The 23,981-nt window shown below is 62.7% G+C and carries 21 protein-coding genes; 11 read left to right on the forward strand and 10 right to left on the reverse strand.

All coding sequences use genetic code 11. The features are described 5' to 3' along the window. Positions 1-114: 114 nt before the first annotated feature. The 5 genes from EDD77_RS15735 to EDD77_RS15755 all read right to left on the reverse strand — a co-directional run bounded on the left by EDD77_RS15735 (position 115) and on the right by EDD77_RS15755 (position 5,205). Positions 115-1,050 carry an MOSC domain-containing protein gene (locus EDD77_RS15735; protein ID WP_058963823.1) on the reverse strand — a complete coding sequence of 312 codons (936 nt, stop codon included), beginning with the start codon at positions 1,048-1,050 and terminating at the stop codon, positions 115-117. Between the two features lie 7 nt (positions 1,051-1,057). Then, positions 1,058-2,023 carry a GTP 3',8-cyclase MoaA gene (moaA, locus tag EDD77_RS15740; RefSeq protein ID WP_058963824.1) on the reverse strand — a complete coding sequence of 322 codons (966 nt, stop codon included), beginning with the start codon at positions 2,021-2,023 and terminating at the stop codon, positions 1,058-1,060. Between the two features lie 119 nt (positions 2,024-2,142). Further along, complete coding sequence (locus tag EDD77_RS15745; RefSeq protein WP_058963825.1) at positions 2,143-2,835, reverse strand: DUF554 domain-containing protein; 693 nt, start codon at positions 2,833-2,835, stop codon at positions 2,143-2,145. A 40-nt stretch (positions 2,836-2,875) separates the two neighbouring features. Then, positions 2,876-3,574 carry a response regulator gene (locus tag EDD77_RS15750; RefSeq protein WP_058963826.1) on the reverse strand — a complete coding sequence of 233 codons (699 nt, stop codon included), beginning with the start codon at positions 3,572-3,574 and terminating at the stop codon, positions 2,876-2,878. Beyond that, positions 3,559-5,205, reverse strand: coding sequence for an ATP-binding protein (locus EDD77_RS15755; protein WP_058963827.1), 1,647 nt, complete (start codon positions 5,203-5,205; stop codon positions 3,559-3,561). Before EDD77_RS15755 ends, EDD77_RS15750 begins: the two co-directional genes overlap by 16 nt. 277 nt (positions 5,206-5,482) lie before the next feature. Between EDD77_RS15755 and EDD77_RS15760 the strand changes: the two genes are divergently transcribed. From EDD77_RS15760 to EDD77_RS15810, 11 genes are all read left to right on the forward strand, one after another. After that, positions 5,483-6,163 carry a F0F1 ATP synthase subunit A gene (locus EDD77_RS15760; protein WP_058963828.1) on the forward strand — a complete coding sequence of 227 codons (681 nt, stop codon included), beginning with the start codon at positions 5,483-5,485 and terminating at the stop codon, positions 6,161-6,163. Positions 6,164-6,207: 44 nt separating this feature from the next. Then, a complete protein-coding gene (gene atpE, locus EDD77_RS15765; RefSeq protein WP_058963829.1) occupies positions 6,208-6,423 on the forward strand; it encodes an ATP synthase F0 subunit C in 216 nt (71 codons plus the stop codon). An 18-nt stretch (positions 6,424-6,441) separates the two neighbouring features. After that, a complete protein-coding gene (gene atpF, locus EDD77_RS15770; RefSeq protein ID WP_058963830.1) occupies positions 6,442-6,933 on the forward strand; it encodes a F0F1 ATP synthase subunit B in 492 nt (163 codons plus the stop codon). After that, positions 6,930-7,445 (forward strand): ATP synthase F1 subunit delta, encoded by a 516-nt coding sequence (atpH, locus tag EDD77_RS15775; protein ID WP_058963831.1) that lies wholly within the window; start codon positions 6,930-6,932, stop codon positions 7,443-7,445. The genes atpF and atpH overlap by 4 nt, the downstream gene beginning before the upstream one ends. A gap of 7 nt (positions 7,446-7,452) precedes the next feature. Beyond that, a complete protein-coding gene (atpA, locus tag EDD77_RS15780; RefSeq protein WP_058963832.1) occupies positions 7,453-8,970 on the forward strand; it encodes a F0F1 ATP synthase subunit alpha in 1,518 nt (505 codons plus the stop codon). Further along, a complete protein-coding gene (gene atpG, locus EDD77_RS15785; RefSeq protein WP_058963833.1) occupies positions 8,958-9,920 on the forward strand; it encodes an ATP synthase F1 subunit gamma in 963 nt (320 codons plus the stop codon). Before atpA ends, atpG begins: the two co-directional genes overlap by 13 nt. Before the next feature lie 44 nt (positions 9,921-9,964). After that, positions 9,965-11,362, forward strand: a complete 1,398-nt coding sequence (atpD, locus tag EDD77_RS15790; protein ID WP_058963834.1) for a F0F1 ATP synthase subunit beta — start codon at positions 9,965-9,967, stop codon at positions 11,360-11,362. After that, positions 11,362-11,763, forward strand: coding sequence for a F0F1 ATP synthase subunit epsilon (locus EDD77_RS15795; RefSeq protein ID WP_058963835.1), 402 nt, complete (start codon positions 11,362-11,364; stop codon positions 11,761-11,763). Before atpD ends, EDD77_RS15795 begins: the two co-directional genes overlap by 1 nt. A gap of 253 nt (positions 11,764-12,016) precedes the next feature. Next, the gene (locus tag EDD77_RS15800; protein WP_058963837.1) at positions 12,017-12,598 is read left to right on the forward strand and encodes an RNA polymerase sigma factor; all 582 of its coding nucleotides are present in this window, start codon (positions 12,017-12,019) and stop codon (positions 12,596-12,598) included. After that, positions 12,595-14,523, forward strand: a complete 1,929-nt coding sequence (locus tag EDD77_RS15805; RefSeq protein WP_077138519.1) for a PepSY domain-containing protein — start codon at positions 12,595-12,597, stop codon at positions 14,521-14,523. Before EDD77_RS15800 ends, EDD77_RS15805 begins: the two co-directional genes overlap by 4 nt. A gap of 177 nt (positions 14,524-14,700) precedes the next feature. Continuing rightward, positions 14,701-15,456, forward strand: coding sequence for an AIM24 family protein (locus EDD77_RS15810; RefSeq protein ID WP_058963838.1), 756 nt, complete (start codon positions 14,701-14,703; stop codon positions 15,454-15,456). A gap of 73 nt (positions 15,457-15,529) precedes the next feature. Here the strand turns inward: EDD77_RS15810 and EDD77_RS15815 are convergent, their stop codons facing one another. The 5 genes from EDD77_RS15815 to EDD77_RS15835 all read right to left on the reverse strand — a co-directional run bounded on the left by EDD77_RS15815 (position 15,530) and on the right by EDD77_RS15835 (position 23,782). Then, on the reverse strand, positions 15,530-16,675 hold the full coding sequence (locus EDD77_RS15815; protein ID WP_058963839.1) for an LCP family protein: 1,146 nt from the start codon (positions 16,673-16,675) through the stop codon (positions 15,530-15,532). A 350-nt stretch (positions 16,676-17,025) separates the two neighbouring features. Next, positions 17,026-19,950, reverse strand: coding sequence for a SpoIID/LytB domain-containing protein (locus tag EDD77_RS15820; RefSeq protein ID WP_058963840.1), 2,925 nt, complete (start codon positions 19,948-19,950; stop codon positions 17,026-17,028). Positions 19,951-19,957: 7 nt separating this feature from the next. Further along, the gene (locus EDD77_RS15825) at positions 19,958-21,256 is read right to left on the reverse strand and encodes a competence/damage-inducible protein A (protein WP_058963841.1); all 1,299 of its coding nucleotides are present in this window, start codon (positions 21,254-21,256) and stop codon (positions 19,958-19,960) included. Positions 21,257-21,342: 86 nt separating this feature from the next. Next, complete coding sequence (gene thiI, locus EDD77_RS15830; RefSeq protein WP_058963842.1) at positions 21,343-22,569, reverse strand: tRNA uracil 4-sulfurtransferase ThiI; 1,227 nt, start codon at positions 22,567-22,569, stop codon at positions 21,343-21,345. Positions 22,570-22,612: 43 nt separating this feature from the next. Then, the gene (locus EDD77_RS15835) at positions 22,613-23,782 is read right to left on the reverse strand and encodes a cysteine desulfurase family protein (protein WP_058963843.1); all 1,170 of its coding nucleotides are present in this window, start codon (positions 23,780-23,782) and stop codon (positions 22,613-22,615) included. Between the last annotated feature and the right edge of the window lie 199 nt (positions 23,783-23,981).

Raw genomic sequence — 23,981 nt, forward strand, 5'->3', positions numbered from 1 at the left:
TCTACACTCAACTTCTGTTTGTACTGCATAACAATGCTCCCCCTATGATTGACAGCGTTTTATTTCACTGTCTCTCATAGAGGGAGCATATCAGAACCGCAGGCTTTTCTCTTTTTATTTGCGGGCGCACTCGCCGCCCTCACCCCGCAGCAGGGTCAGCGCATGGGGAATCACATCCAGAAATACGTCCATGCTCTCCTGCACCGCCTTGGGGCTGCCGGGCAGGTTCACGATCAGGGTCTTGCCCCGGATCACCGAAACGCCCCGGCTGAGCATGGCCCGGGGCGTGATGCGCATGCTGGCCGCCCGGATGGCCTCGGCAATGCCGGGCGCGTTGCGGTGGGCCACCGCCATGGTGGCCTCGGGGGTCACATCCCGGGGGGCAAAGCCGGTGCCGCCGGTGGTGAGAATCAGATCCAGCTGGCGCTGGTCGCACAGGCGGATCAGCTGCTTTTGCAGCACCGCCTGCTCATCCGCCAGCAGCAGAGCTTCCACCACCTGATAGCCCTGCTCTTCCAGCCGTTTTACAATGGCCGGGCTGCTCTCGTCCTTTCGCTGGCCCTGCGCGCCCTTGTCGGACAGGGTGATCACCGCCGCCTGAAAGGGCCGCACGCCGGTGCGCTCGGCCAGCTGCATTGCATCCCCCACCTGTATCTCGCCGCCCTCCAGCACCCGGGCGAACACGCCCTCCCGGGGCATGATGCAGTCGCCCATGGCCTTGTAAATTTCACAGTGGCTGTGGCACTCCTTGCCGATCTGGGTGATTTCCAGCAGCACCGGGCCACAGCGCAGCAGGGTGCCCACCGGCAGGCTGCGGAAGTCAAAGCCCTCCACCACCAGATTTTCGCCAAAGGCCCCGTAGTCCACCTGAGCGCCCTTTTCCCGGAAGGCCTGAATCTTCTCATCGCCCAGCAGGCTCACCTGCCGGTGCCAGTTGCCGCCGTGGGCGTCGCCCACGATGCCCCATTCCGGCGCAAAGCTGGCTTTCTCCACCGGATGCTTCTGCACGCCCCGCTCCCCGGAGACGCAAATTGCCTTTACGGTTCCCATTCTGATTTTATCCTCCGATCTGCGCCATGCGGCGATGTTCCGTAATCTCTTCGTATTGATCGAAGCAGTGGTGGGCGGGCTTGTGCTCCACCGCCTGTGCAATGGCCGCACGCAGCGCATCATCCGGCGCACCGGCGCGCAGCAGCGCCCGCAGATCCACCGATGCGTCGTAGCACAGGCAGGGCTTCAGCTCGCCGGTGCTGGTAAGCCGCAGCCGGTTGCACTGCTCGCAAAACCGGTGGCTCACCGCGTCGATCCAGCCAATGCGGCCCTTCAGGCCCTCGCTGGCTTCGTAATGGGCCGGGCCGTTGCCCCGCCGCTCGTTTACCGGATGCAGATTCGGCCAGCGCTCCAGCAGCAGCGCCCGGGCGCGTTGGGGCGGAAGTCCGCCGCCTGCGCTGCCCTCGCCGATGGGCATCAGCTCAATAAAGCGCACATCCACCGGCCAGCGCCCGGCCAGTTCCGCCAGCGGCACAATCTCCGGCTCGGCGCTGGCCAGCAGCACACAGTTCAGCTTGGTGCGGATACCCGCCGCCAGCGATGCCTGCACGCCCCGCAGCACCTTGTCCAGCACATCGTACCCGGTGATGGCCGCGTAGCGGGCCGGATCCAGCGCGTCGATGCTCACATTGATCCCGTCCACACCGGCCCGGGCAAGGGGCAGGGCCAGCTCCTCCAGCAGCACGCCGTTGGTGGTCAGGGTCACCTGACCGCAGCCGGGCAGCTGTTTCAGCTGCTCCACAAATTCCACCGCGCCCCGGCGCACCAGCGGCTCACCGCCGGTGACCTTGAAGTTATGGATGCCCAGATCGATGGCCGCCCGGGCCAGACGCAGAATCTCCTCATAGCGCAGAATCTCCGAATGAGGCAGAAAGTCCGCCCCGTCCGGCATGCAGTAGCGGCAACGCAGATTGCACCGGTCGGTGAGCGAGATGCGCAGATAATCGATGCTGCGGCCGTAACGATCCTTCATCGGGTTGAGTCCCCTTTCCCGCCGCAGGGCAGACTTCTCCCCGGGCAGATCATTATATTTTAATAAATATAACGCCTTTTATTAAGAAAGTCAATCAGTTCCACGGCATTTTCCGGCTTTTACAGCCCCAGTGCCTGCAAAACCACCACTGCGGCGGCGCTCACCGCCAGCGCGGGCAGATAGTTCAGGGTTTTGATCTGCTTGATGCCCAGAATGCCAAGGCCGGAGCTGAAGATCAGCGCCCCGCCCACCAGACTCAGCTCAGTGAGTAAATCGCTGGTCACATAGGGGGCAATGGCCCCCGCCAGCAGATAGATGGCCCCCTGCCAGCAGAAGAGCACCAGCGCCGCCAGCGCAATGCCGATGCCGAAGGTGGAGGCCAGCACCGTGGAGGTGATGCCATCCAGCACCGCATTGGTGAACAGATAGGTATTATCGCCCTTCAGAGCGCTCTCCATGGGGCCAAGGATGCTCAGGGTTCCGGCGCAGAACAGAAGGATGGCGGTGGACAGGCCCTTTCCCAGCTCGCTGCCCCCGGCCAGCGGCAGCCGGTTCACCGCTTTCTGAAACAGGGTATCCAGCGAGATGGCGGTACCCAGCACGCCGCCCACCGCCAGGCTCACGATAAACAGCACCGAATACCGGCTTTCGGGCATGGCCTGCACCACCGAGTTCACGCCCAGCAGCGTGGCGGCAAGGCCCATGCCATTCATCAGGGCCTCCTTGTATTTTTCCCCCAGCCCGCTTTTCAGCCGGCTTCCCACCAGGCTGCCTGCCAGAATGGTGGCTGTGTTTGCAATGGTTCCGATCATATCGCACTTTCCCTCCTTAATATTTCCGTTTCGCCCGCATTCAGCCGCGCAGGGTATAGATTACGCTGGGCCGCCCGCCGGTGGAGTAGTCCACCCGGGAATCGGCCCGGCCGCATTCCTCCAGGTAATGCACGTAATGGCGGGCCGTCACTGCGGAAAAGCCGGTCTGCATGGCCAGCTGTTCGCAGGTAAGCCCCTGAGGGTTGGCCTGCAAACAGGCGCAGACGGCCTCCAGCGTTTTGGGCTGCAAGCCCTTGGGCAGAGGCTTTCCCTCCGGTTTTTCCTCCGGCTTTTCCCCTGCGGGCACAGTCGTACCCCGATGGAGCAGCTCATCCAGCTGCTGCTGGTTCACACTCTCGGAACGGATGGCCTGCCGCCGCCGGTCAAAGGCATCCAGCGCCTGCCGGAACCGCTCGTATTCAAAGGGCTTGACCAGATAGTCCACCACGCCCAGCCGCATGGCCGCCTCCACAGTGGCGGTGTCGCTGGCGGCGGTGATCATGATCACATCGGTGCTCACCCCCGCCGCCCGCAGCTGACGCAGCACGTCCAGCCCGTCCATCTGGGGCATGTACATATCCAGAATCACCAGATCCGCCGGGTGAGCCCGCAGATATTCCAGCGCGGCCCGGCCGTCCGGGCATTCCCGGCACACCCTGAACCGGGGATCCTTTTCGGTATAGCGGCGGTTGAGCATGGCCACCATGGGGTCATCCTCCACAATCACGACCTGATACAAGCGTTCTCCTCCTTTTCCTTCGGCATTTCGTCTGTTTCCTCCTGGGGCGGGATATGAATGGTAAAGGTGGTGCCCAGCCCCACCACGGATTCCACCCGCACGCTGCCGCCATAGGCCTGCACGATGCCCTGCACCAGCGCAAGGCCGGTGCCGCGGCCCTCGCCCTTGGTGGAAAATCCCTGTTCAAACATCCGCTGACGCACCTTGGGCGGAATGCCGCAGCCGGTGTCCTCCACGCAGATGAGCAGGCCCTGCTGCTCCTCCTGAACGCAGACCTCCACCTCACGCACCGCGCCGTCCGCCACATTTTTAAAGGAATCGAAGGCATTCTCGATCAGGTTGCCCAGCAGCGAAATCATGGCGTCGGTGGGCAGGCAGCGGCTGCCGTGGGGGTAATGGCTGGAGGGGTCCAGCCGGAACACCACCCGCAGCTCCTGGGCGCGGCTCAGCTTGCCGATGAGCAGTGCCGCCACCGCCGGCTCCTGAATGCGGCCGGTGATGCCGCCCATGGACTGGGCCCGCACCTTGGTGAGCTCCAGCACATAGCGCTCGGCTTCCTTGTATTCCTCCAGCTGCAACAGGCCCAGAATCACATGCAGCTTGTTCATGAATTCGTGGGTGTTGGCCCGCAGTGCCTCCACCACATGGTTTACACCGGTCAGGTTTTCGGCCAGACGCACCATCTCGGTGCGGTTGCGGAAGATGGCCACCGCACCCACGGTGCGGCCGTTCTTCACAATGGGCATCCGATCCGCCAGAATCTTCACATGCACCATGGACTTGAGCGGCACATTGTATTCTGCCTTTCCGCTGTGCAGCACCCGATCCAGCGTGCTTTCCGGGTAAACCTGATGCAGCGGCTGGCCCGCCGCATCACCCACCGGCAGCTCCAGCATCTGGCGGGCAGCCGCATTCAGATAGATGATGCGCTCGCTCTCGTCGATGGCAAGCACGCCTTCCTCCAGTGCGTCCCAGATGTCCGCCCGCTGCACCATCAGCCGATACAGATCCTCCGGCTCGTAGCCCGCCAGCTCGTTTTTGATGTAGCGGGCCAGCCGCCTTGCGCAGAATCCGCCGATGCTCAGCGCCACCGCGGCGATGAGCAGATATTGCAGCACCGTGCCGGCCACCATCCGGTACACCGACCGCATGTAAACGCCCACCACGGCGTAGCCCAGCAGATTGCCCTCCTCGTCGAACACCTTGGCGCAGGCACACCGTTCCATGCCGTCCTGGGTTTCGCCCTCCTGCAGAAACACCGGCTCGGTCTGGTTCGGGTCCGGCTGAACCACCCCCAGCAGACCGCTGCGGGTGCTGGCCCCGGCCACCAGATTGCCGTTCGGGTCGATGACCACCGCCACATCCAGATCGCTCACCCGGCGCACCACCTGCCGTAAAAGCCCGGTGACCGACTGGTTGCCGCCGCCCTCCAGCAGGCCCCGCACATCCTGTGTGCGGGCCAGCAGATAGGCCACATCCAGCATGTTCCGGTCCATCATCTGATGGCTGGACTGCAGATTCAGCCACAGGCTGCTGCCCATGGCGATGAGCACCGTGATCACAATCAGCGCCACGCTCAGGGTGACCAGCTGGGCATTCAGGGTCTTTTTCAGGCGCGAAAGCCATTTCACAGCCAATTTCCTCCCCGCTGTTCCGGGAGCCGGATGCCCCCGTTCGTTTTTTGACGATATATAAAGTATCATAGCACATTTTGCCCGCTTCGCCAAATGGCCGGGCGGGGCGCAGGGCATCCTTCCCGCAGAATTTTCCACAACGAAAACAACTGTTGTGCAAACCGCCAAACACCTTTTGCAAAGCCCCTTTTTTTTACTTTTTTTACTTTCGTAAGGCTTTCGCTCCGGTACGCTTTGTCATAAAATATGCAGGTACCGAAAAGGGGGGATATGATTGGATATTAAGGAAGAACTCACAGCGGCGCTGCAAAGCAAAACGGCGTTCGAGATTCCGTTGTTCGGCGGCATTCCGGTGCCGGAATCGGCAGTGGGAAGCTGGATTCTCATCGCACTCTTCACCATCTTCTGCATCTGGCTGACCCACGACCTGAAAAAGGTGCCCGGCCGCCGGCAGATGGTAGCCGAAATGCTGGTTGGGTTCATCAACAACTTCTGTAAGGACAATCTGGGCGAACACTGGCGTACCTTCGCGCCCTACATCGGCACCATGGGCATCTACCTGGTGCTGGCAAACCTGTCCGAGTTCATTGGCATCACGCCGCCCACCAAGGACCTGAACGTGACCGCCGGCATGGCCTTTATGGCGGTGCTGCTCATCTACGGTTCCAGTTTCCGCATCAAGGGGCTGAAAGGCGGCCTGCACAAATTTGCAGAGCCCTCGCCCATCGTGGCGCCCCTGAACATTCTGGAGATCGGCATCCGGCCGCTTTCGCTGTGCATGCGGTTGTTCGGTAACGTTTTCGCCTCCTTCGTGATCATGGAGCTGGTCAAGATCGTTGCCCCGGTTCTGGTGCCCATTCCCCTGAGCCTTTATTTCGACGCATTCGACGGTATCATCCAGGCGGTGGTGTTCGTGTTCCTCACGACCCTGTTCCTGGGCGAAGCCATTGAATAAAAACTTTTGAATCAAACTGAACTGAATTTTAGGAGGAACTTATTATGACTACCGCTTTTGCTGCTGCTATCGCTGTTCTGGTTGGCCTGGGTGCCGGTATCGGCATCGGCTTTGCCACCGCCAAGTCCAACGAGGCCATTGCCCGTCAGCCCGAGGCCGCCAGCAAGATCAGCAGCAACCTGCTGCTGGGCTGCGCCCTGGCCGAGGCCACCGCGATCTACGGCTTCCTGATCGCCATCCTGCTGATCTTCATGCAGTAATCGAGGGGGCGATGAGCCGTGTCGATTTTAAACCTTAATGCAGAGATCATCTATGTGTTCATCAACCTGGTGATTCTGCTGCTTCTGATGAAGAAGTTTCTGTTCGGTCCGGTGACCAAGATGCTGGACGAACGCTCCAAAGAAATTGCCGACACCATCGACGGCGCCAACGCCAAGATGGACGCCGCGGAAAAGAGCCGCCAGGAATATGAGGCTCAGCTGCTGAACGCCAAAAAAGAGGCCCAGGACATTGTGGATGCGGCCAAAAAACGCGGCCAGCAGGAGTACGAGGCTCAGCTGGCCAAGGCCCGGGACGACATTGCCCGCATGCAGGCCGATGCCCAGAAGCAGGCCCAGGCCGACCGGGACGCCCTGCTGGAGGGTGCCCGTCAGGAGATTGCCATGCTGGCTCTGCTGGCCGCTTCCAAGGTGTCGCAGCAGAAGATGAACAGCCAGGCCGACCGGGATCTGGTCAACGCCTTCCTGGCTGAAGTGGAGGAAACCGCATGAGCCTGACTGCCGCCCGTTACGCGAGCGCTTTGTATCAGGCCGGCTGCACCGAGGACGAGCTGCGCGCCACCGCGCAGCTCATTCTGGAAAATAAGCCCCTGATGGAGGCGCTGGTCAGCCCGGCGGTGCGTCTGGAGGAAAAACAGGCGGTTCTGCACCGCCTGCCCTTTGCCAGCTGCCCGGACCGGCTGATGCATTTTTATGAACTGCTGGCCAAAAAGGGCCGTTTTGCCCTGCTGGCCGATATCGTATCTGAATATCATCTGCTCACGCTGGCTGCCGCCAACCAGACGGTATGCGTGATGCGCTGCGCCCAGATGCCGGACGAAGCCATGGTGGTGGACATCGCCAAGGCCATGTGCCGCCGCCACGGCCGGGCCGGCGTGGAGATGCAGGTGATCGTTGATCCGTCCCTGGTGGGCGGCTTCGTCCTGGAGATTGACGGGACGACCTATAACAAGAGTGTGAGCGGGCAGCTGCATCGTCTGGCGCGCCGCCTGCAAGAGAGGTGAAGCCACAGTGAATCAATCCGAAGAGATCATTTCCATTCTCCGCGAGGAGATTGAATCATACGACAGCCGCGCCACCCACGAAGAGACCGGCACCGTGATCGAGATCGGCGACGGCATTGCCACCGTGTACGGCCTGGACAAGGCGGTTTACGGCGAGCTGGTGGAATTTGAGACCGGCGCCAAGGGCATCGTGCTGAATCTGGAGCGGGACAGCGTGGGCGTTGTTCTGCTGGGCAGCGAAGAGGGCCTGGCCGAGGGCAGCGTGGTCAAGCGCACCGGCCGTGCGGCGGATGTTCCCGCCGGCGAGGCCATGATCGGCCGCACCCTGAATGCGCTGGGCGAGCCCATCGACGGCCTGGGCGCCATCGAGGCGGATGCCCGCATGCCCATCGAGCGTGAGGCTTCCGGCGTTGTGAGCCGCGAGCCGGTAAACGTTCCCCTGCAGACCGGTATTCTGGCCATCGACTCCATGGTTCCCATCGGCCGCGGTCAGCGCGAGCTGATCATCGGTGACCGCCAGACCGGCAAGACCGCCATTGCGGTGGATACCATCCTGAACCAGAAGGGCAAGGATGTGATCTGCATCTACGTGGCCATCGGCCAGAAGGCCTCCACCGTGGCCCAGCTGCGCAACAACTTCGTCAAGTACGGCGCCATGGACTACACCATCATCGTGTCCAGCCCGGCCAGCGAGCCCGCGCCGCTGCAGTACATTGCCCCCTACTCCGCCACTGCCATTGGCGAGTATTTCATGTCCAAGGGCAAGGACGTGCTGATCGTTTACGACGATCTGTCCAAGCATGCGGTTGCCTACCGTGCCCTGAGCCTGCTTTTGCACCGCAGCCCCGGCCGTGAGGCCTACCCCGGCGACGTGTTCTACCTGCACAGCCGCCTGCTGGAGCGTTCCTGCCGCCTGACCAAGGAATACGGCGGCGGTTCCATGACCGCTCTGCCCATCATCGAGACCCAGGCGGGCGACGTTTCCGCCTACATTCCCACCAACGTGATTTCCATCACCGACGGCCAGATCTATCTGGAGAGCAGCCTGTTCTTCGCAGGCCAGCGCCCCGCCGTAAACGTGGGCCTTTCCGTGAGCCGTGTGGGCGGCAGCGCCCAGACCAAGGCCGTGAAAAAGACCGCCGGTACCCTGCGTATCGACCTGGCCCGTTTCCGCGAGCTGGAGGTGTTCACCCAGTTCAGCTCTGACCTGGACAAGGCCACCCAGACCGCGCTGGATCACGGCAAGCAGCTGATGGAGATCCTCAAGCAGCCTTTGTATCACCCCATGAGCGTGAGCCGCCAGGCGGTCATCCTGTACATCTCCACCGGCAGCCTGCTGGCGGACGTACCCCTGGCCAAGTCCCGCGAGGTGGCCCAGGGCTTTGTGGACTACCTGGAAAACACCCAGCCCCAGCTGCTGGAAGAGATCGAATCCACCGGCGCGCTTTCCGCCGCTGTTGCCGAGAGCATCCGCGCCGAACTGGATGCCTATAAGGGACAGGTGAGCGCGCAATGGCAAGCATAAAAGAGATCCGTACCCGCATCAAGAGCGTGGATCAGACCCTGAAGATCACCAATGCCATGTATCTGATCTCCTCCTCCAAGATGCGCAAGGCCCGCCAGCAGCTCAATGGCGTGGAGCCTTACTTCCAGAAGATACAGGACACAATTGCCGATATCCTGTATCACTCTGAGGAGTTTCATCACCCCTTCATGGACACCCGCCCCGAAAAGAAGCCCCGCACGGTGGGCTACATCGTGATCACCGGCGACAAGGGTCTGGCGGGCGCCTACAACCACAACGTGCTCAAGCTGGCCGAGGAAAAGCTGGCCGCCACCGAAAATCCGGTTCTGTTTGTGATCGGTCAGGTGGGCCGGGCCTACTTTGCCGGCAAGAACGTGAACGTGGATGGCGAGTTCCTTTACACCGCCCAGGACCCCACCGTGACCCGTGCCCGGGACATCAGCGAAACCATGGTGAATCTGTTCCTGCGCGGCCAGCTGGACGAGGTGCATGTGATCTACACCGAGATGGTGAACCCCGTGCTGATGCGGCCCGCCACCTACCAGCTGCTGCCCCTGACGAGGGAGCAGTTCTCCCACAAGGAGCCCCAGTACACCGCCGGCCAGTACAACCGGCAGGTGGTGTACGTTCCCTCTGCGCACAAGGTCATGGACAAGATCGTGCCCGGCTACCTGAAAGGTGTGCTCTTCGGCTGCCTGGTGGAATCCTTCTGCAGCGAGCAGAACGCCCGCATGACCGCTATGGATTCCTCCACCAAGAACGCCCGCGAGATGATCCGCACCCTTTCGCTGGAATACAACCGGGCCCGGCAGACCGCCATTACCCAGGAGATCACCGAGATCGTGGGCGGCGCCCAGCAAAAGGGCGGCAAGGTTCGCCCCGAGCGGCACATTCAGCCCGCGCTCACCCTGCTGGTGAGCGCCGACGGCAGCGTGCTGCACCGCTCCTGATTTTCCTTTCTTACTTGTTCGATAATTGAAAGCGAGGAACCGATATGCAAAACAAAGGCACCATCGCACAGGTTCTGGGCCCCATTGTGGACGTTGAGTTCAAGGACGGCAAGCTGCCCGCCATCAACGACGCCCTGACCGTGCAGCTGAACGGCGCCGAGCAGGTCATGGAGGTCGCCCAGCATGTGGGCGGCAACACCGTGCGCTGCATCATGCTCAGCCCCAGCGAGGGCCTGGGCCGCGGCGTGGAAGTGACCGCCAGCGGCGCGCCCATCGAAGTGCCCGTGGGCGAAAAATGCCTGGGCCGCATGTTCAACGTGCTGGGCCATGCCATCGACGGCCGCGAGGAAGTGACCGACTCCGAGAAGTGGTCCATCCATCGCGACCCCCCCAAATTCGTGGATCAGAGCCCCGTGGTTCAGATTCAGGAGACCGGCATCAAGGTCATCGACCTGCTGGCCCCCTACGCCCGCGGCGGTAAGATCGGCCTGTTCGGCGGCGCGGGTGTTGGCAAGACCGTGCTGATTCAGGAGCTGATCCGCAACATCGCCACCGAGCACGGCGGCTACTCCATCTTCACCGGCGTGGGCGAGCGTACCCGCGAGGGCAACGACCTGTGGCGCGAGATGAGCGAGTCCGGCGTTCTGGAAAAGACCGCCCTCGTCTTTGGCCAGATGAACGAGCCCCCGGGAGCCCGTATGCGCGTTGCCCTGACCGGCCTGACCATGGCCGAGTACTTCCGCGACAAGGAAAAGCGGGACGTGCTGCTGTTCATCGACAACATCTTCCGTTACGTGCAGGCCGGCAGCGAGGTATCCGCCCTGATGGGCCGTATGCCCAGCGCCGTGGGCTACCAGCCCACCCTGGCCAACGAGGTGGGCGCTCTGCAGGAGCGTATTACCTCCACCAAGAACGGAGCCATCACCAGCGTGCAGGCCGTTTATGTGCCCGCCGATGACCTGACCGACCCCGCGCCCGCCACCACCTTCACCCATCTGGACGCCACCACCGTGCTGAGCCGTAAGATCGTGGAGCAGGGCATCTACCCCGCTGTGGATCCTCTGGAGTCCACCAGCCGCATTCTGGAGCCCGACGTGGTGGGCCAGCGCCATTACAACGTGGCCCGCGGCGTGCAGGAGCTGCTGCAGCGCTACAAGGAGCTGCAGGACATCATCGCCATTCTGGGCATGGAAGAGCTGGGCGAGAACGACAAAAAGACCGTGGAGCGGGCCCGCCGCATCCAGCAGTTCTTCAGCCAGCCCTTCTTCGTGGCCGAGCAGTTCACCGGCCTGCAGGGCAAGTATGTGCCCCTGGCCGAGACCATCAACAGCTTCGAAGCCATTCTGGGCGGCGAGCTGGATCAGTACCCCGAAACCGCGTTCTCCAACGTGGGCACCGTGGACGACGTGCGTGAGAAGGCCCGTGCACAGGGGGCGATCTGATGGCTGACCTGTTTCTGGAGATCATCACCCCCGAGCGCCAGTTCTACATCGGCCCCGCCCAGGAGCTGGTGATTCCGGCCATCGACGGTCTGTACGGCGTGCAGGCGGGCCACGAGCCCGCCGTGACCGCCATGGAGCCCGGCGAGCTGCGCTATAAAGTGGACGGTGAGTGGCACGTTGCCGCCATCGGCCAGGGCTTTGTGGAGATCATGCCCGAGCGGGCCATCGTGCTGGTGAGCACCGCCGAAAAGCCCGAGGAGATCGACGCCAAGCGCGCCCAGGAAGCCAAGGAGCGCGCCGAGGAGCGCATGCGCCAGAAGAAGAGCGTGGAGGAGTACTATCACTCCAAGGCTGCTCTGGCCCGTGCCATGGCCCGTTTGAAGGTTTCCGGCCGGCGCTGATCTCTCTTCCCCTTATTTTCTTAGCTGTTTCCTTCTTCATTCTGTTTTGCCCCGCAGGGCTGCCGCTTGTGGCCGCCCTGCGGGGTCTTTTTTTGCCGGGCCCGCCGGGCTTTGCTTTCCCCTTGCAAAGCGGCTTTGCCGAGCCGTATAATAAAGGCGGGAAGCAGCTTTTGCCGCCCCCCAAAATTTTTTCGACAGCGATGCAATAAACGTTCCGTTCCGTGCATTACTTGAATGACAGGAGACAACCGATATGATACTTGTGCTTGGCGCAATGGCCCAGGAGGCCCGTGCCGCGAACCCCAACGGGGAGCTGGAGGCGCTGATCGGCGGCATTGCTGCCGGCAGCCGGGAGGATCTGGCCGAACTGTACCGCCGTACCCGGGCGGCGGTCTATGGTCTGGCCCTCTCCTACCTGAAAAACGGCGCGGAGGCCGAGGATGTGGCCCAGGATACCTTCGTGAAGGTGTGGGCCGCCGCTCCCTCCTACCGGCCGCAGGGCAAGTCCATGGCATGGCTGCTCACCATCGCCCGGAATCTGGCGCTGGGGCGGCTGCGCAGCGCGGCCCGCATTCAGGATCTTTCCCAGGCTGAGTGGTCCGCCTTTTCCATCGAGAGCGACACCCTGACCGCCGACGACCGCACCGTGCTGGGCGCGGCGCTGGCCCGCCTTTCCGACGAGGAGCGCCACATTGTGGTGCTGCACGCGGTGTGCGGGCTCAAACACCGGGAGATCGCCCAGTTTCTGGATCTGGCGCTTCCCACCGTGCTTTCCAAGTATCACCGGTCCCTGAAAAAGCTGAAAACCATTCTGGAAGGAGATGACGCGCAATGACCGACCGCAATGTGGAACAGGCGCTGCGCACCGCTTTGGAACACGCGGCACCCAACGACGTGGAAAGCGTTCTCCTTCGCTGTGATGACCGGAAAGGAAACGTGATCCCCATGACGAATCAGAATCCCGAAAAGAAAAACCGCAAGCCCCTGCGTCTGGCCGCTCTGGCCGCTGCCGCCTGCCTGGTTCTGGCCATTGGCGGAGGCTCCGTTTACTACAATCAGTCCCAGACCGCCGCGTCCGTTGTTTCGCTGGATGTGAACCCCAGCATCGAGCTGGTGCTGAACAGCCGTGAGCGGGTGCTGCGGGCCACCGCCCTGAACGAGGACGCCGCCGCCGTGCTGGACGGCATGGACCTGAAGGGTTCCACGCTGGATGTGGCGGTGAACGCCCTGATGGGCTCGCTGCTGAAAAACGGCTATGTGGATGAGCTGGCCAACTCCATCCTGATCACCGTGGAGGACGACGACGCCACCCGCGCCGCCCAGCTGGAAAGCCAGCTCACCGAGACGGTGAACGCGGTGATGACCTCCAGCTCCATCAACGGGGCCATCCTGAGCCAGGTTGTGAACCAGAATCAGGATCTGCAGGCCAAGGCCGACGAATACGGCATCTCGCTGGGCAAGGCCCAGCTGATCCAGCAGCTGGTGGATCAGAACCCCACCCTCACCTTTGAGAGCCTGGCCGGCCGCACCGTGAACGATCTGAACCTGCTGCTCTCCAGCCAGGCCACCACCCTTTCCACCGTGAGCTCCACCGGCCGCGCCAGCGACGGCGGCTACATCGGCACCGAGGTGGCCAAGAATGCCGCCCTGGCCCACGCGGGCCTTTCCGCCGATCAGGTGACCGTTTCCAAGGTGGACTTTGATGTGGAGGACGGCCGGATGGTCTACGAGGTGGAATTCTGGGCCAACAACGTGGAATATGAATACGACGTGGACGCCACCACCGGCGAGATTGTGAAGAATCACACCGAGACCTACACCGCCGCCGCAGGCCAGAACGGCTCCATCGATCAGGCCGCCGCCAAGGCCGCCGCGCTCTCCGCCTTTGGCCTGAGCGAGGATCAGGCAGAGGGCATCGTGGTGATTCCCAGCTACGACGACGGGCGCTTTGTGTACAAGGTGAAGTTCTGGGCCGGCAGCACCGAATACTTCTGCGCGGTGGACGGCTCCGGCCAGATTCTGAAGAGCGAGAAAGAGGAGCACGCCTCCTCCGGCAGCGTGGCCACCAGCGGCACCGACGTGGGCCTGGAGGCTGCCAAGGCCGCCGCTTTGAAGCACGCGGGCCTTTCTGCCGATCAGGTGACCGGCCTGACCGCCAAGCTGGACTGGGACGACGGCCAGCGGGTGTACGAGGTGGACTTCTGGCAGGGCAGCACCGAATACGAATACGAAATCAACGCGGACGGCACCGTGCGCCAGTATGAGTCCGAAGCCCATGCCGCCCCCACCGCCATCAGCGCCGGTTCCGGCAGCAGCGGCAGCAGCGCCACCTCCACCGACATTGGCGAGACCGGCGCCAAAGCCGCCGCGCTCAGCGCTGCGGGCCTGACCGAGGATCAGGTGCAGAACCTGTTTATTGAGCGGGACTGGGACGACGGCCGCATCCAGTATGAGGTGAAGTTCCAGGCGAACGGCACCCGGTATGAATACGAGATCGACGGCAGCACCGGCAGCGTTCTGAAGGGCGAGAACAAGGCCACCGCCGCTTCCGGCAGCTTCATCAGCGCCGACGAAGCGCTGGCCAAGGCCCTGAGCCACGCCGGGCTGGATCAGTCCGCCATCCGGGAGCTGGAAATGGACAGCGAGCTGGACGATGATGTTCCCCACTACTCCATCGATTTCAAGTCCGGCAATCTGGAATATGAATACGAAATCAGCGCCACCGACGGCTCGGTGCTGAAATTCGAACAGGACAACTGACCGCTTTTCAAAAGGCCACGGCATTGCTGTGGCCTTTCCTTTTTGGTAAAAAATTTCCAAAACATCTTCCCGTTCGCTGCCGCCCGTGGTATAACGGCCCCAAACATACGGTGTTTTTTGCACCGTTTCCCAACACCGGGCGGCACATCGCCCATGCAACAGCAAGGAGGGTTTTCCATGGTCACATTCAACAATCTGCTGAACAATCCCAACATTCTCACCGCCGACCAGCTGGGCGGCATGCGGGTGCTGGAATATGAAAAAGATCTGAGCGTCCGCCCGGACAACGCCATTGCCAGCTACTATGCGTCCGAGATGAACGTGCGCCGTCGCCAGCTGCTGCTGGAGCTGAAGGGCGACAGCTATGTGGTGCAGGCCGGGGCCATGCAGTGGATGAGCGGCGCGGTGGAAGCCACCTCCGGCATCAAGGGCGTGGGCGATCTGCTGGGCAAGGCGCTGGCCTCCAAGGCCACCAAGGAGAGCGCGGTGAAGCCGGAATACAAGGGCACCGGCCATCTGATGCTGGAGCCCACCTACAAGCACATCATCCTGCTGGACGTGGGCCAGTGGGACGGTCTTGTGCTGGACGACGGCCTGTTTCTGGCCTGCTCCGGCTCGGTGCAGCAGAAGGTTGTGGCCCGCACCAATCTGTCCAGCGCGGCGCTGGGCAACGAGGGCCTGTTCAACCTGTGCCTGAAGGGCACGGGCGTGGCGGCGGTGGAAAGCCCGGTGCCCCGCAGCGAGCTGATCGAGTTCCAGCTGAACAACGACCAGCTGCGCATCGACGGCAACATGGCCATTGCCTGGTCCTCCAGCCTGAACTTCACGGTGGAAAAATCCACCCGCAGCCTGATCGGCTCCGCCGTTTCCGGCGAGGGGCTGGTGAATGTTTACCGGGGCACCGGCACGGTGCTCATGGCCCCGGTGGTCTGACCCGTTTTTTACATCAAAAAAGGCTCCCCAACCGGGGAGCCTTTTTCTGTTTTATTTTGCATCCGGACGCTTCTCAGCCCGCGGCCTCGGAGGAGGCGGCTTCGGAGGAAGCGGCCAGCTCGGCCTCGCCCTCCTCGGCGTTGGTCATCACGTCGCCCATGGTGCGGCCCTCGTCGATGTTCATGCCGTAGAGGTAGGTCTGGCCGGTAATGAGGCCCAGCTTCTCGGCTTCCACCGGGCTTTCCGGGCTGCGGAAGTGCTCGTTCAGAATCTCGGCACAGCTCTCCCGGTCCACATAATAAACCTGGGTGTGGCCATTGATGTTGGCCGCGCCGCCGGGTGCGCGCACGATGTAGATGTTGGCCGGGTCAATCTTCAGCATGGTGGCGTACAGACCCCAGATCTCGGTGATGTCCAGGCTGGTGTCGATGTAATGGGCCACCACCTTGCAGGTGCTGTAATAATCGGCCAGGGTGTAATCGTTCAGCAGGCTCTTGAGCAGGGCCGCGTAGAAGTACTGCTGGGTCTCCAGCCGCTTATAGTCGGCGGTGGAGTAGTTGCGGTTGCGCAGAATCAGCTCGGCGGTGTCGCCGCTGATCAGATGGGTGCCCTGCGGGCAGACCAGATCTTCGTGGCCGGTTTCCTTGTCCACGGTGACAATGTCCCAGGGGACGTACATCTCGATGCCGCCCATGTTGTTCAGCATGGTCTTGAAGGCCTGCATGTCGATGAGCACATAGTCATCCACCGGCAGCTTGAACAGCTCGTAGATCTTGTTGGCCAGGTTGTTGATCTTGTTTTCCTGATCCGGGCCGTTGGCGTAGACCTCGTTGATCTTGCCGGTGTTGGTCTTGATGCCGTCGCCCACATCCTCGCCGGCGTAGGTGTCGCGGGGGATCTGGAAGGCGTTGACCTTGCCGTTGTCCCGGTCGATCTGCACATACATGATCACGTCGGTCATGCCCTTGCCTTCCGCGTAATCGCGGCCGTCGTCATCGGCGTCGTAGTCGATGCCCACCATCAGCAGGTTGTAGAACCGGTCGCCGCCGGCTTCAATATCCGGGTCGGTCTGCTGGTTCAGGGTGCCCGCCTCGCCCTCATCGAAGGCCGGGGCGATCTGGCTGTAGAGATAGGCCATGGCGCTGCATCCAGCCAGCAGCACCACTGCAACAACGATCACCAGGATCTTGATCCAATTTTTCTTTGCCGGGTTTTCCACGCAGGTTCCCCTTTCTTTTTTGCTCATTTGGTTGATTGCACGGAACAGCCGCCGGGGATGCGAAAAAGCTTGACCGGCGGCTGAAAAAGGCCCGGGCATATCGCCCGGGAGATACTTGCAAACAAGTATCAAAAAAGTAACAAACGATATTATACCCTATTCCCGGCGAATTGGGGAGTATTTTTCCGCATTTTTTCCTTTTCGCACAAATCGGCTTTTCCACTTTTGTATATTAAGCCGCAGAAACCCCAAATTTTCGACAACATTTCCTGCATGGCTTCCCCACTTTTTCACAAAACGAACACAAAAGCGCCCTCCTTGCGGAGGACGCTCTGTGCAAAAAGCTCTGTTTAACCCACGGTGGACAAACTGGTGCCCGGGAAGTAATGGGCCAGAATCTGGTCGTAGGTCCAGCCGTTGGCCGCATATCCCCATGCCCCGTACTGGGACAGGCCGCACCCGTGGCCATAGCCATAGGTGGTGATGCTGAAATTACCATCGGCATAGGAAATATCGAAGGCCGCGCTGCGAATGGCCCGACCGGAGAAACCGGCCAGCACATTTTCCTGCAGCTTCTGCCCGGTGATGGTGGCGGTGCCCAGCCGCAGGCTGGTCACATAGCCGGAGGAATTCTTCACGATGTCGCCAAACCATTCATTGGGATCCTCGCTGTAAGCGTAGAGATCCACACCCAGCTTTTCCATGGCCCGGTCGGCCACCTCCTGCTCGGTGAACACGCGGGTGTTCTGCCAGTTGGTGGCATACTGCTGGTCATAAGGGCTTTCCACCGCCACCAGATAGGGGCGGGAGGAGCCCCACACATCCTCGCTGGGGTTGGTGCCGAAGGCCGCACTGGCAAAGTAGGGGGTGAAGGCCACACGGCCGTTGTAGGTCACAATCTGGTTGGCCACCTCACGGGCTGCCTGCCGGATGGTCTCGCTGGGCTGGCGGCCGGCCACACTGGGCGCACCGCCCTGGCTCAGAATCCAGGAGTGAGCAGCCACCATCTGGGCCTTGTAGGCTTCAATGGGTGCATTCGCGCCCAGCTCGTTGCGGGCGATCATGGCCAGGCATTCCACCAGATCCATCTCCTGCCGCACACCGTTCATGGTCACCGTAATGGTACCTGCGCTGGGTGTGGGCGTAGGTGTGGGCTGGGGTGCCGGGGTAGCCTGCGGGGCCGCGGTGGGCTGCGCCGTGCCGGAATCGTCGGGGGCCTGGGTCGCCTGAGGCTTGTCCGTAGCGCCGGGCGCCTGGGTGGCGTCGGGCTTCGGTGTGGTGCCCGGCTGCGGTGTGGCGCTGGGCTTCGGGGTAGCCGTGGCCGGCGTGTCAGTGGGCGGCGGCGTCAGGGTGGGAATGGGCGTTGCGTTCGGATCCAGCGGCTGGATGCCCTCCACCAGCTGATCCTCCTGCGGCATGCCGCTTTCCTCCTGCACATCGCTGCTGGTGGCGCCTCCGGTGGCGTACCAGTTCATCCAGTACTGGTTTAAAGTCTCCACCGAGGGAACCTCCTCGCCGGTCTGCTCATACATGGCCAGCGGCAGCAGGGGCTGATCCGCCTGGGTGATCTGTTTGCCCAGAAGGAAGGCTGCCTCGTCCTGCCGCTGCAGTCGGCCGGTAACCGCCAGCTTGCGGCCGGAGCCGTCCGCCGCGTCCGCCACCAGCGTGGCAAAGCTGTCGGCGTCCTCCAGATCCACCGGCATCTCATACAGGCTGCGGGCCTTGATGCCCAGCACAAAGTTCAAAAACGCCTGCTGATCGCTCAGATCCTGAAGGCCGTACAAATCAAAGGCGGTCTCGCCGGTCTCGGCCGGGTCCCAGTAGTAAACCGCCGCCACTTTATAGCGGTAAGTATTGCCGTCGGTGTACAGGGTGAAGCCGCAGTTGTCCCGCAGCAGCTCCTCTTCGTCCAGCTCGCTCAGCTGCTGGATGCTGCCCGTGGGGCATTCCACAATCACATTGGTGCGGGTCTGACCGGGCTGCTGGGCGCTCACAAAGCGGGCCAGCTCATCCCCCTGGGCCGCCTGCACCGCAAGGCCAATGGCCTGACCGGGCTGGGCTGCGTCCGGCTGGTAAACCAGCGTACCGCCCAGCTTGGGCAGAGCCAGATAGGCCGCCACCTGGCTGTTGCCCTGCTGCGCCTTTGTCAGGTAGTCCCGGGCGGCGGTGTCGTAGTCGGCGGTGCCGTAGCCCGCGCCGGTCATCTGCTGGGTGGCAGGGCGTTCCGCCAGCCACACCACGCCGAAGGCCACCGCCGCGATGAACAGCACCAGCACCAGACTGCCCAGTATCCGCCCTGCCGGATTCCGTTTGCGGGAAGGGGGTTCGGGCAGCTGGGCGGATTCGTCAAACAGCTGCCGCCCGGCGCTGCGCAGGTTGGCCGCCCGGCTTACCGGAGCGGATGGAGATTTCTGCCATGCGTCGGCCGGGGCATTGCTCCCGGGCTGCACCGGGGCGGGCCGGGGGGCGGATTCGTTCTGAGCGGGCAGCGGCGTCTGCCGCACCGGCAGCACCGGGGCGGGCTTGCCGTAGGCAAAGCTCTGCACCCCTTCCGCCGGCTCCTGCCCAAGGGCCAGACGGCGCAGCATGTCCAGCAGCCAGTTGGCTGCCAGCATCTGGGGCTGCACGCTGGGGGCCAGCACATGCAGATACACGGTCTTGGCGCCGCACACCAGCACAAAGCCGGGCTGCACGCTCTTTGCGGGCTGGTAGCTCACCGCCCAGTCTGCGCCGGAAAGGGCCAGCGCCTGCCGGGCGCGGCCCGCCACCGGCTGCACCGGGCAGTCGGGGTATTTGTCCAGCAATGCACGGGGCGGCTCCAGCCGGTTTGCCCTGGTGGGGTGGCGGTAGCTGTGGTCACCGAAATCGTAGACCGCCGCCGCTTCCGGTTTTTCCCGGATGCGACCCTCCAGCAGATGGCCGGTGGCCTCATCCGCCGCCACGAAGAGTTTGTTCTTTTTCGCCAGTGCCTCCAGCGCCGCGTCGGCCAGCTCGGTATCGCCCTCACCGAACACGGCAGGGCCGAACTGCTGGCGGAAATATTCGTTCCACTGCCTGCAGATCCGATCGGCCTCGGCCTCGCTGCCCGCGCCGCGCACGTTTACGCAGACCACCAGCTCCTCTTCCCTGCTCAGCAGCCGCAGGCCCGGGCAGCCCTGAGCCGCCGCAGCCTTCAGCACCGCCTGGGCTCTGGCCTGCGATACGCCAAACAGCCGCAACGCCAGCATACGGTTGGCTTGCGCCATTGCATCCACCTCGTTTCCCTTTTCTTTCATGATTCTGTTATTCCTTCATCGCCTGTTTCTGCTGCGCCAGCTCTTCGGCGGTCAGCTTGTCCGCGCCGGGCATGGACAGGCCCAGCGCCAGCCGCCGGGCAAAATCCAGCGCCCGGTTGGCGGCGCCTGTGCGGATGCTCTGCCGGTCCCGGTTGCCCAGCAGCAGCTTGGCCACATACACATCCTCACCACGAACCGCGCCCACATACACAAGGCCCACCGGCTTTTCGGCGGTGCCGCCGCCGGGGCCTGCGATGCCGGTGAGCGAAACGGCGATGTCCGCCCCGCTCACCCGGGCCGCGCCCATGGCCATCTGGGCGGCGGTCTGCCAGCTCACCGCACCCACGGTGGCAAGCGTTTTTTCGCTCACGCCCAGCAGCCTGTGCTTTGCCTCATTGGCATAAGTACAAAAGCCGAAGCCGAATACCTCTGAGGAGCCGGGCACCCGGGTGATGCGCTGGCTCACAAGGCCGCCGGTGCAGCTTTCGGCGGTGGCCACGGTCAGGCCCTTCTCCGCCAGTGTCTGCACCAGCGTGTGCTCCAGATCGTTTGCGTCCTCGCCATAGATCACATCGCCCAGAATGGCCCGGAAGTGTTCCGCACAGGCCCGGCAGGCTTTTTCGCCCTCCGCATGGCTGGCGGCCCGGGCGGTGATGCGAATCTGCACCTCGCCGGTTTTGGCGTAGATGGCGGCGGTGGGGTTCTCGTTCTCAAACAGATGGCCCACCTTTTCCTCCACATGGCTTTCGCCGATGCCGGTGATGCGCAACGTCAGGCTGTGCAGCACCTGCCGGCCGTCGGCCAGAAAGGGGCCCACCTGTTCGGTCCAGAGGGGTTTCAGCTCGCTGGACGGGCCGGGCAGCAGCACCGCCCGCTTTGTACCCTTCCGGAACCAGACCGCCGGGGCGGTGCCGTTGTGGTTTTCAAACCAGCCGCCCTTTGTGGGCACCATGGCCTGCTTTTCGTTGTTCGGCGGCATGTGCCGGCCGGTGGCGGCAAAGTAGGCCCGGATGTTTTCCAGAATGGAGGGCTCCAGATGCAGCGTATCGTCAAAGCAGCGTGCCACCGTCTCCTTGGTCAGATCGTCCGCCGTGGGGCCGAGACCGCCGGAAAAGACCAGAAGATCGCTGCGCTCCATGGCCTGATCGATCAGCTGGGCCAGCCGGCCCTCATTGTCGCCCACCACCCACTGATGGTGAACCGTGATGCCCAGCGCCGCCAGCTCCTTTGCCAGGAACTGAGCGTTGGTGTTCAGAATATCGCCGAGCAGCAGCTCGGTGCCCACACAGATGATCTCCGCCTTCAATTTGGTTTCCCTCTTTCCCACGGTTTACTCATGGCCCGGCCGGGTTTTCCACAGCCGGGCATTTTGATTGTTTAAAACGGTGCTGTTCAGAACTCCTCCAGCTCGGCCAGGTCGTCCTCCTGCTTTGCGTCCCGCATGTCGATGCGGATGCGCTCCACCGCGGCGGCCGCCTGCTCCTCCAGCGCGGCCAGGCCGGGCATGGCAGCTTCCGCCGCCTCGATCTCGGCCAGCGTGGGCTTGGTCTTGGGATGGGGCGGAGTGAAGATGGTGCAGCAGTCCTCAAAGGGCAGGATGCTGGTCTCGAAGGTGCCGATCTTGCGGGCCACCACCGTGATCTCGCTCTTGTCCATGCCGATCAGCGGGCGCAGCACCGGCAGATCCTGGGCCGCGTCGGTGCAGACCAGCGCGTACAGGGTCTGGCTGGCCACCTGGGCAAGGCTCTCGCCGGTGACCAGTGCCTTGGCGTCGATGTCCTTGGCGATCCGGTTGGCGATGCGCATCATGCTGCGGCGCATGAGCACGGTGAACAGCACGTCGGGGGCGTTGTCCCGGATGTACTCCTGCGGGGTGGTGTAGGGCACCACATACAGCACGCAGTTGCCGGTGTAGGGAGCAATCTCCCGGGCCAGATCCCGCACCTTGTCCTGCGCAGCCTGGCTGGTGTAGGGCGGGCTTGCGAAGTGGATGTGATGCAGCGCCAGACCGCGGCGGGCCATATACCAGGCAGCCACCGGGCTGTCGATGCCGCCGCTGAGCATGGTCACGGCGCGGCCGCTGGTGCCCACCGGCAGGCCGCCCGCGCCGGGCACCTTGGGCCCGTGGACGTAGGCGCCGTAATCCCGCACCTCCACCATGACCACGATGTCCGGATGATGCACGTCCACCCGCAGATGGGGGTGCTTGCTCAGCAGGAAACCGCCCAGCTCCCGGCACAGCTCGGGGCTCTTCAGCGGGAAGGACTTGTCCGCCCGTTTGGCCTCCACCTTGAAGGTCTTGAGATTCCGCAGAATGGGGCCCAGGTATTCCTCGGCGGTGGCCTTGATGGCGTCGATGTTTTTGTCGCACACGGCGGCACGGCTGAGGGCCGCAAGGCCGAACACCTTGCTCACCCGGTCGTAGGCTTCCTCCATGTTGGATTCCGCTTCCTCGTCCCGCGGCTCCACATACATGGTGCTCTGGGCCTTGTAGACCTGGAATTTGCCCAGATCCTTCACCCGCCAGCGCAGGGATTTGCTGAGCACCGATTCGAAGGTGGCCCGGTTCAGGCCTTTCAGGGCCATCTCGCCCTGATAGCACATGATGATTTCTTTCATTGTATTGATAAACTCCTTTATTTTCGGTCAGATCCTGACGATTTTATCGAATGCGGGCCAGCGTTTCCATGCCCTTGGCAAGGCCGGCCAGCAGCGCGTCCACATCGGCTTCGGTGTTGCTGCCGCAAAGGCTGATGCGCAGCGCAGTGTCCGCCCGCAGGGGCTCCAGCCCCATGGCAGCGAGGGTGTGGCTGGCCGCGCCCTTGGAGCAGGCCGACCCGCTGGACACATACACGTTCTTGGTTTCCAGAAAATGCAGCATGGTCTCACTTTTGATGCACATGATGCTCACGTTCACCACCTCGGCCACCGCGTCCTCGGGGCTGTTGAACACGATGCCGGAAATTGCGGCCAGCCCTTCGCGCAGCCGCCGGTTCAGCTGTGCCATGCGGGCGGTGCGCTCGGCCATGTTTTTGTAGCCGATCAGCGCGGCCTTGGCTATGCCCACCGCGTAGGGCAGGTTTTCGGTGCCGGGGCGCACGCCCTTTTCCTGCCCGCCGCCGTGGCCCTTTTCCTGCCCGCCGCCCAGATAGGGCGGCTCGATGTTGTAGCCCCGGCGCAGATACAGAGCGCCCACGCCCTTGGGGGCGTGGATCTTATGGCCGCTCACCGTGAAGCTGTCGATGCCGTCCAGCTTCACCGGCACCCGCAGCCAGGCCTGCACCCCGTCCACATGCACGGCGGTGCGCGGGTTCTTTTCCTTCACCCGCTTTGCCAGCCGGTTCACGTCCACCATGGTGCCGATCTCGTTGTTCACCTGCATGCAGGCCACCAGAATGGTGTTTTTGTCCACCGCGTTCACGAAGGCATCCAGATCCAGATGGCCGGTCTCGTCCGGGTTGATGGTCACCACATCGAAGCCCAGCTGCCGCAGCCGTTCCATGGGCATGGCCACGCTGGGATGCTCGTAGCCGCTCACCACCACCCGTTTGCCCCAGCTTTTCCGGGCCAGGGCCGCGCCCAGAATGGCGATGTTGTTGCTCTCGGAGCCGCAGCCGGTGAAGAACACCTCTTCGGGGGCCGCGCCCAGTGTTTTTGCCACGCCGGCGCGGGCCTTTTCCAGCAGGCGGCGGCTTTCGCAGCCGGGGCCGTACAGGCTGGAGGGGTTGGCCCAGTGTTCCACCATGGCCTTGCGGACCGCGTCCGCCACCGCTTCATCCACAATGGTGGTGGCGGCATTATCCAGATAATGGAGGGTTTCGTTGTGCAGCATTCCGGTCTCACCTTTACAAACAGTATTAAAAGTGCATCATTCTACAAAATAGCCGCATTTTTCACAGAGAAAAAGCGCATAGAGATACAGAATATAGTATAGCATACCGGCGCGGTATTTCACAACCGGAACCGGTATGCAAAAAGCCGGTAAAAGAAGTGCGACTTCTGCCCCGGTGCTTGTAACAGGCGGCGGATTT

This window comes from Allofournierella massiliensis (assembly GCF_004345265.1).
Lineage (GTDB): Bacteria > Bacillota > Clostridia > Oscillospirales > Ruminococcaceae > Allofournierella > Allofournierella massiliensis.

Coding starts and splice junctions, on each gene's coding strand:
- atpH (WP_058963831.1), top strand. CDS start 6,930: ATGAGCCTGACTGCCGCCCGTTACGCGAGCGCTTTGTATCAGGCCGGC.
- atpE (WP_058963829.1), top strand. CDS start 6,208: ATGACTACCGCTTTTGCTGCTGCTATCGCTGTTCTGGTTGGCCTGGGT.
- EDD77_RS15805 (WP_077138519.1), top strand. CDS start 12,595: ATGACCGACCGCAATGTGGAACAGGCGCTGCGCACCGCTTTGGAACAC.
- EDD77_RS15835 (WP_058963843.1), bottom strand. CDS start 23,782: ATGCTGCACAACGAAACCCTCCATTATCTGGATAATGCCGCCACCACC.
- EDD77_RS15795 (WP_058963835.1), top strand. CDS start 11,362: ATGGCTGACCTGTTTCTGGAGATCATCACCCCCGAGCGCCAGTTCTAC.
- moaA (WP_058963824.1), bottom strand. CDS start 2,023: ATGAAGGATCGTTACGGCCGCAGCATCGATTATCTGCGCATCTCGCTC.
- EDD77_RS15810 (WP_058963838.1), top strand. CDS start 14,701: ATGGTCACATTCAACAATCTGCTGAACAATCCCAACATTCTCACCGCC.
- EDD77_RS15735 (WP_058963823.1), bottom strand. CDS start 1,050: ATGGGAACCGTAAAGGCAATTTGCGTCTCCGGGGAGCGGGGCGTGCAG.
- EDD77_RS15820 (WP_058963840.1), bottom strand. CDS start 19,950: ATGAAAGAAAAGGGAAACGAGGTGGATGCAATGGCGCAAGCCAACCGT.
- EDD77_RS15800 (WP_058963837.1), top strand. CDS start 12,017: ATGATACTTGTGCTTGGCGCAATGGCCCAGGAGGCCCGTGCCGCGAAC.
- atpG (WP_058963833.1), top strand. CDS start 8,958: ATGGCAAGCATAAAAGAGATCCGTACCCGCATCAAGAGCGTGGATCAG.
- EDD77_RS15745 (WP_058963825.1), bottom strand. CDS start 2,835: ATGATCGGAACCATTGCAAACACAGCCACCATTCTGGCAGGCAGCCTG.
- atpD (WP_058963834.1), top strand. CDS start 9,965: ATGCAAAACAAAGGCACCATCGCACAGGTTCTGGGCCCCATTGTGGAC.
- thiI (WP_058963842.1), bottom strand. CDS start 22,569: ATGAAAGAAATCATCATGTGCTATCAGGGCGAGATGGCCCTGAAAGGC.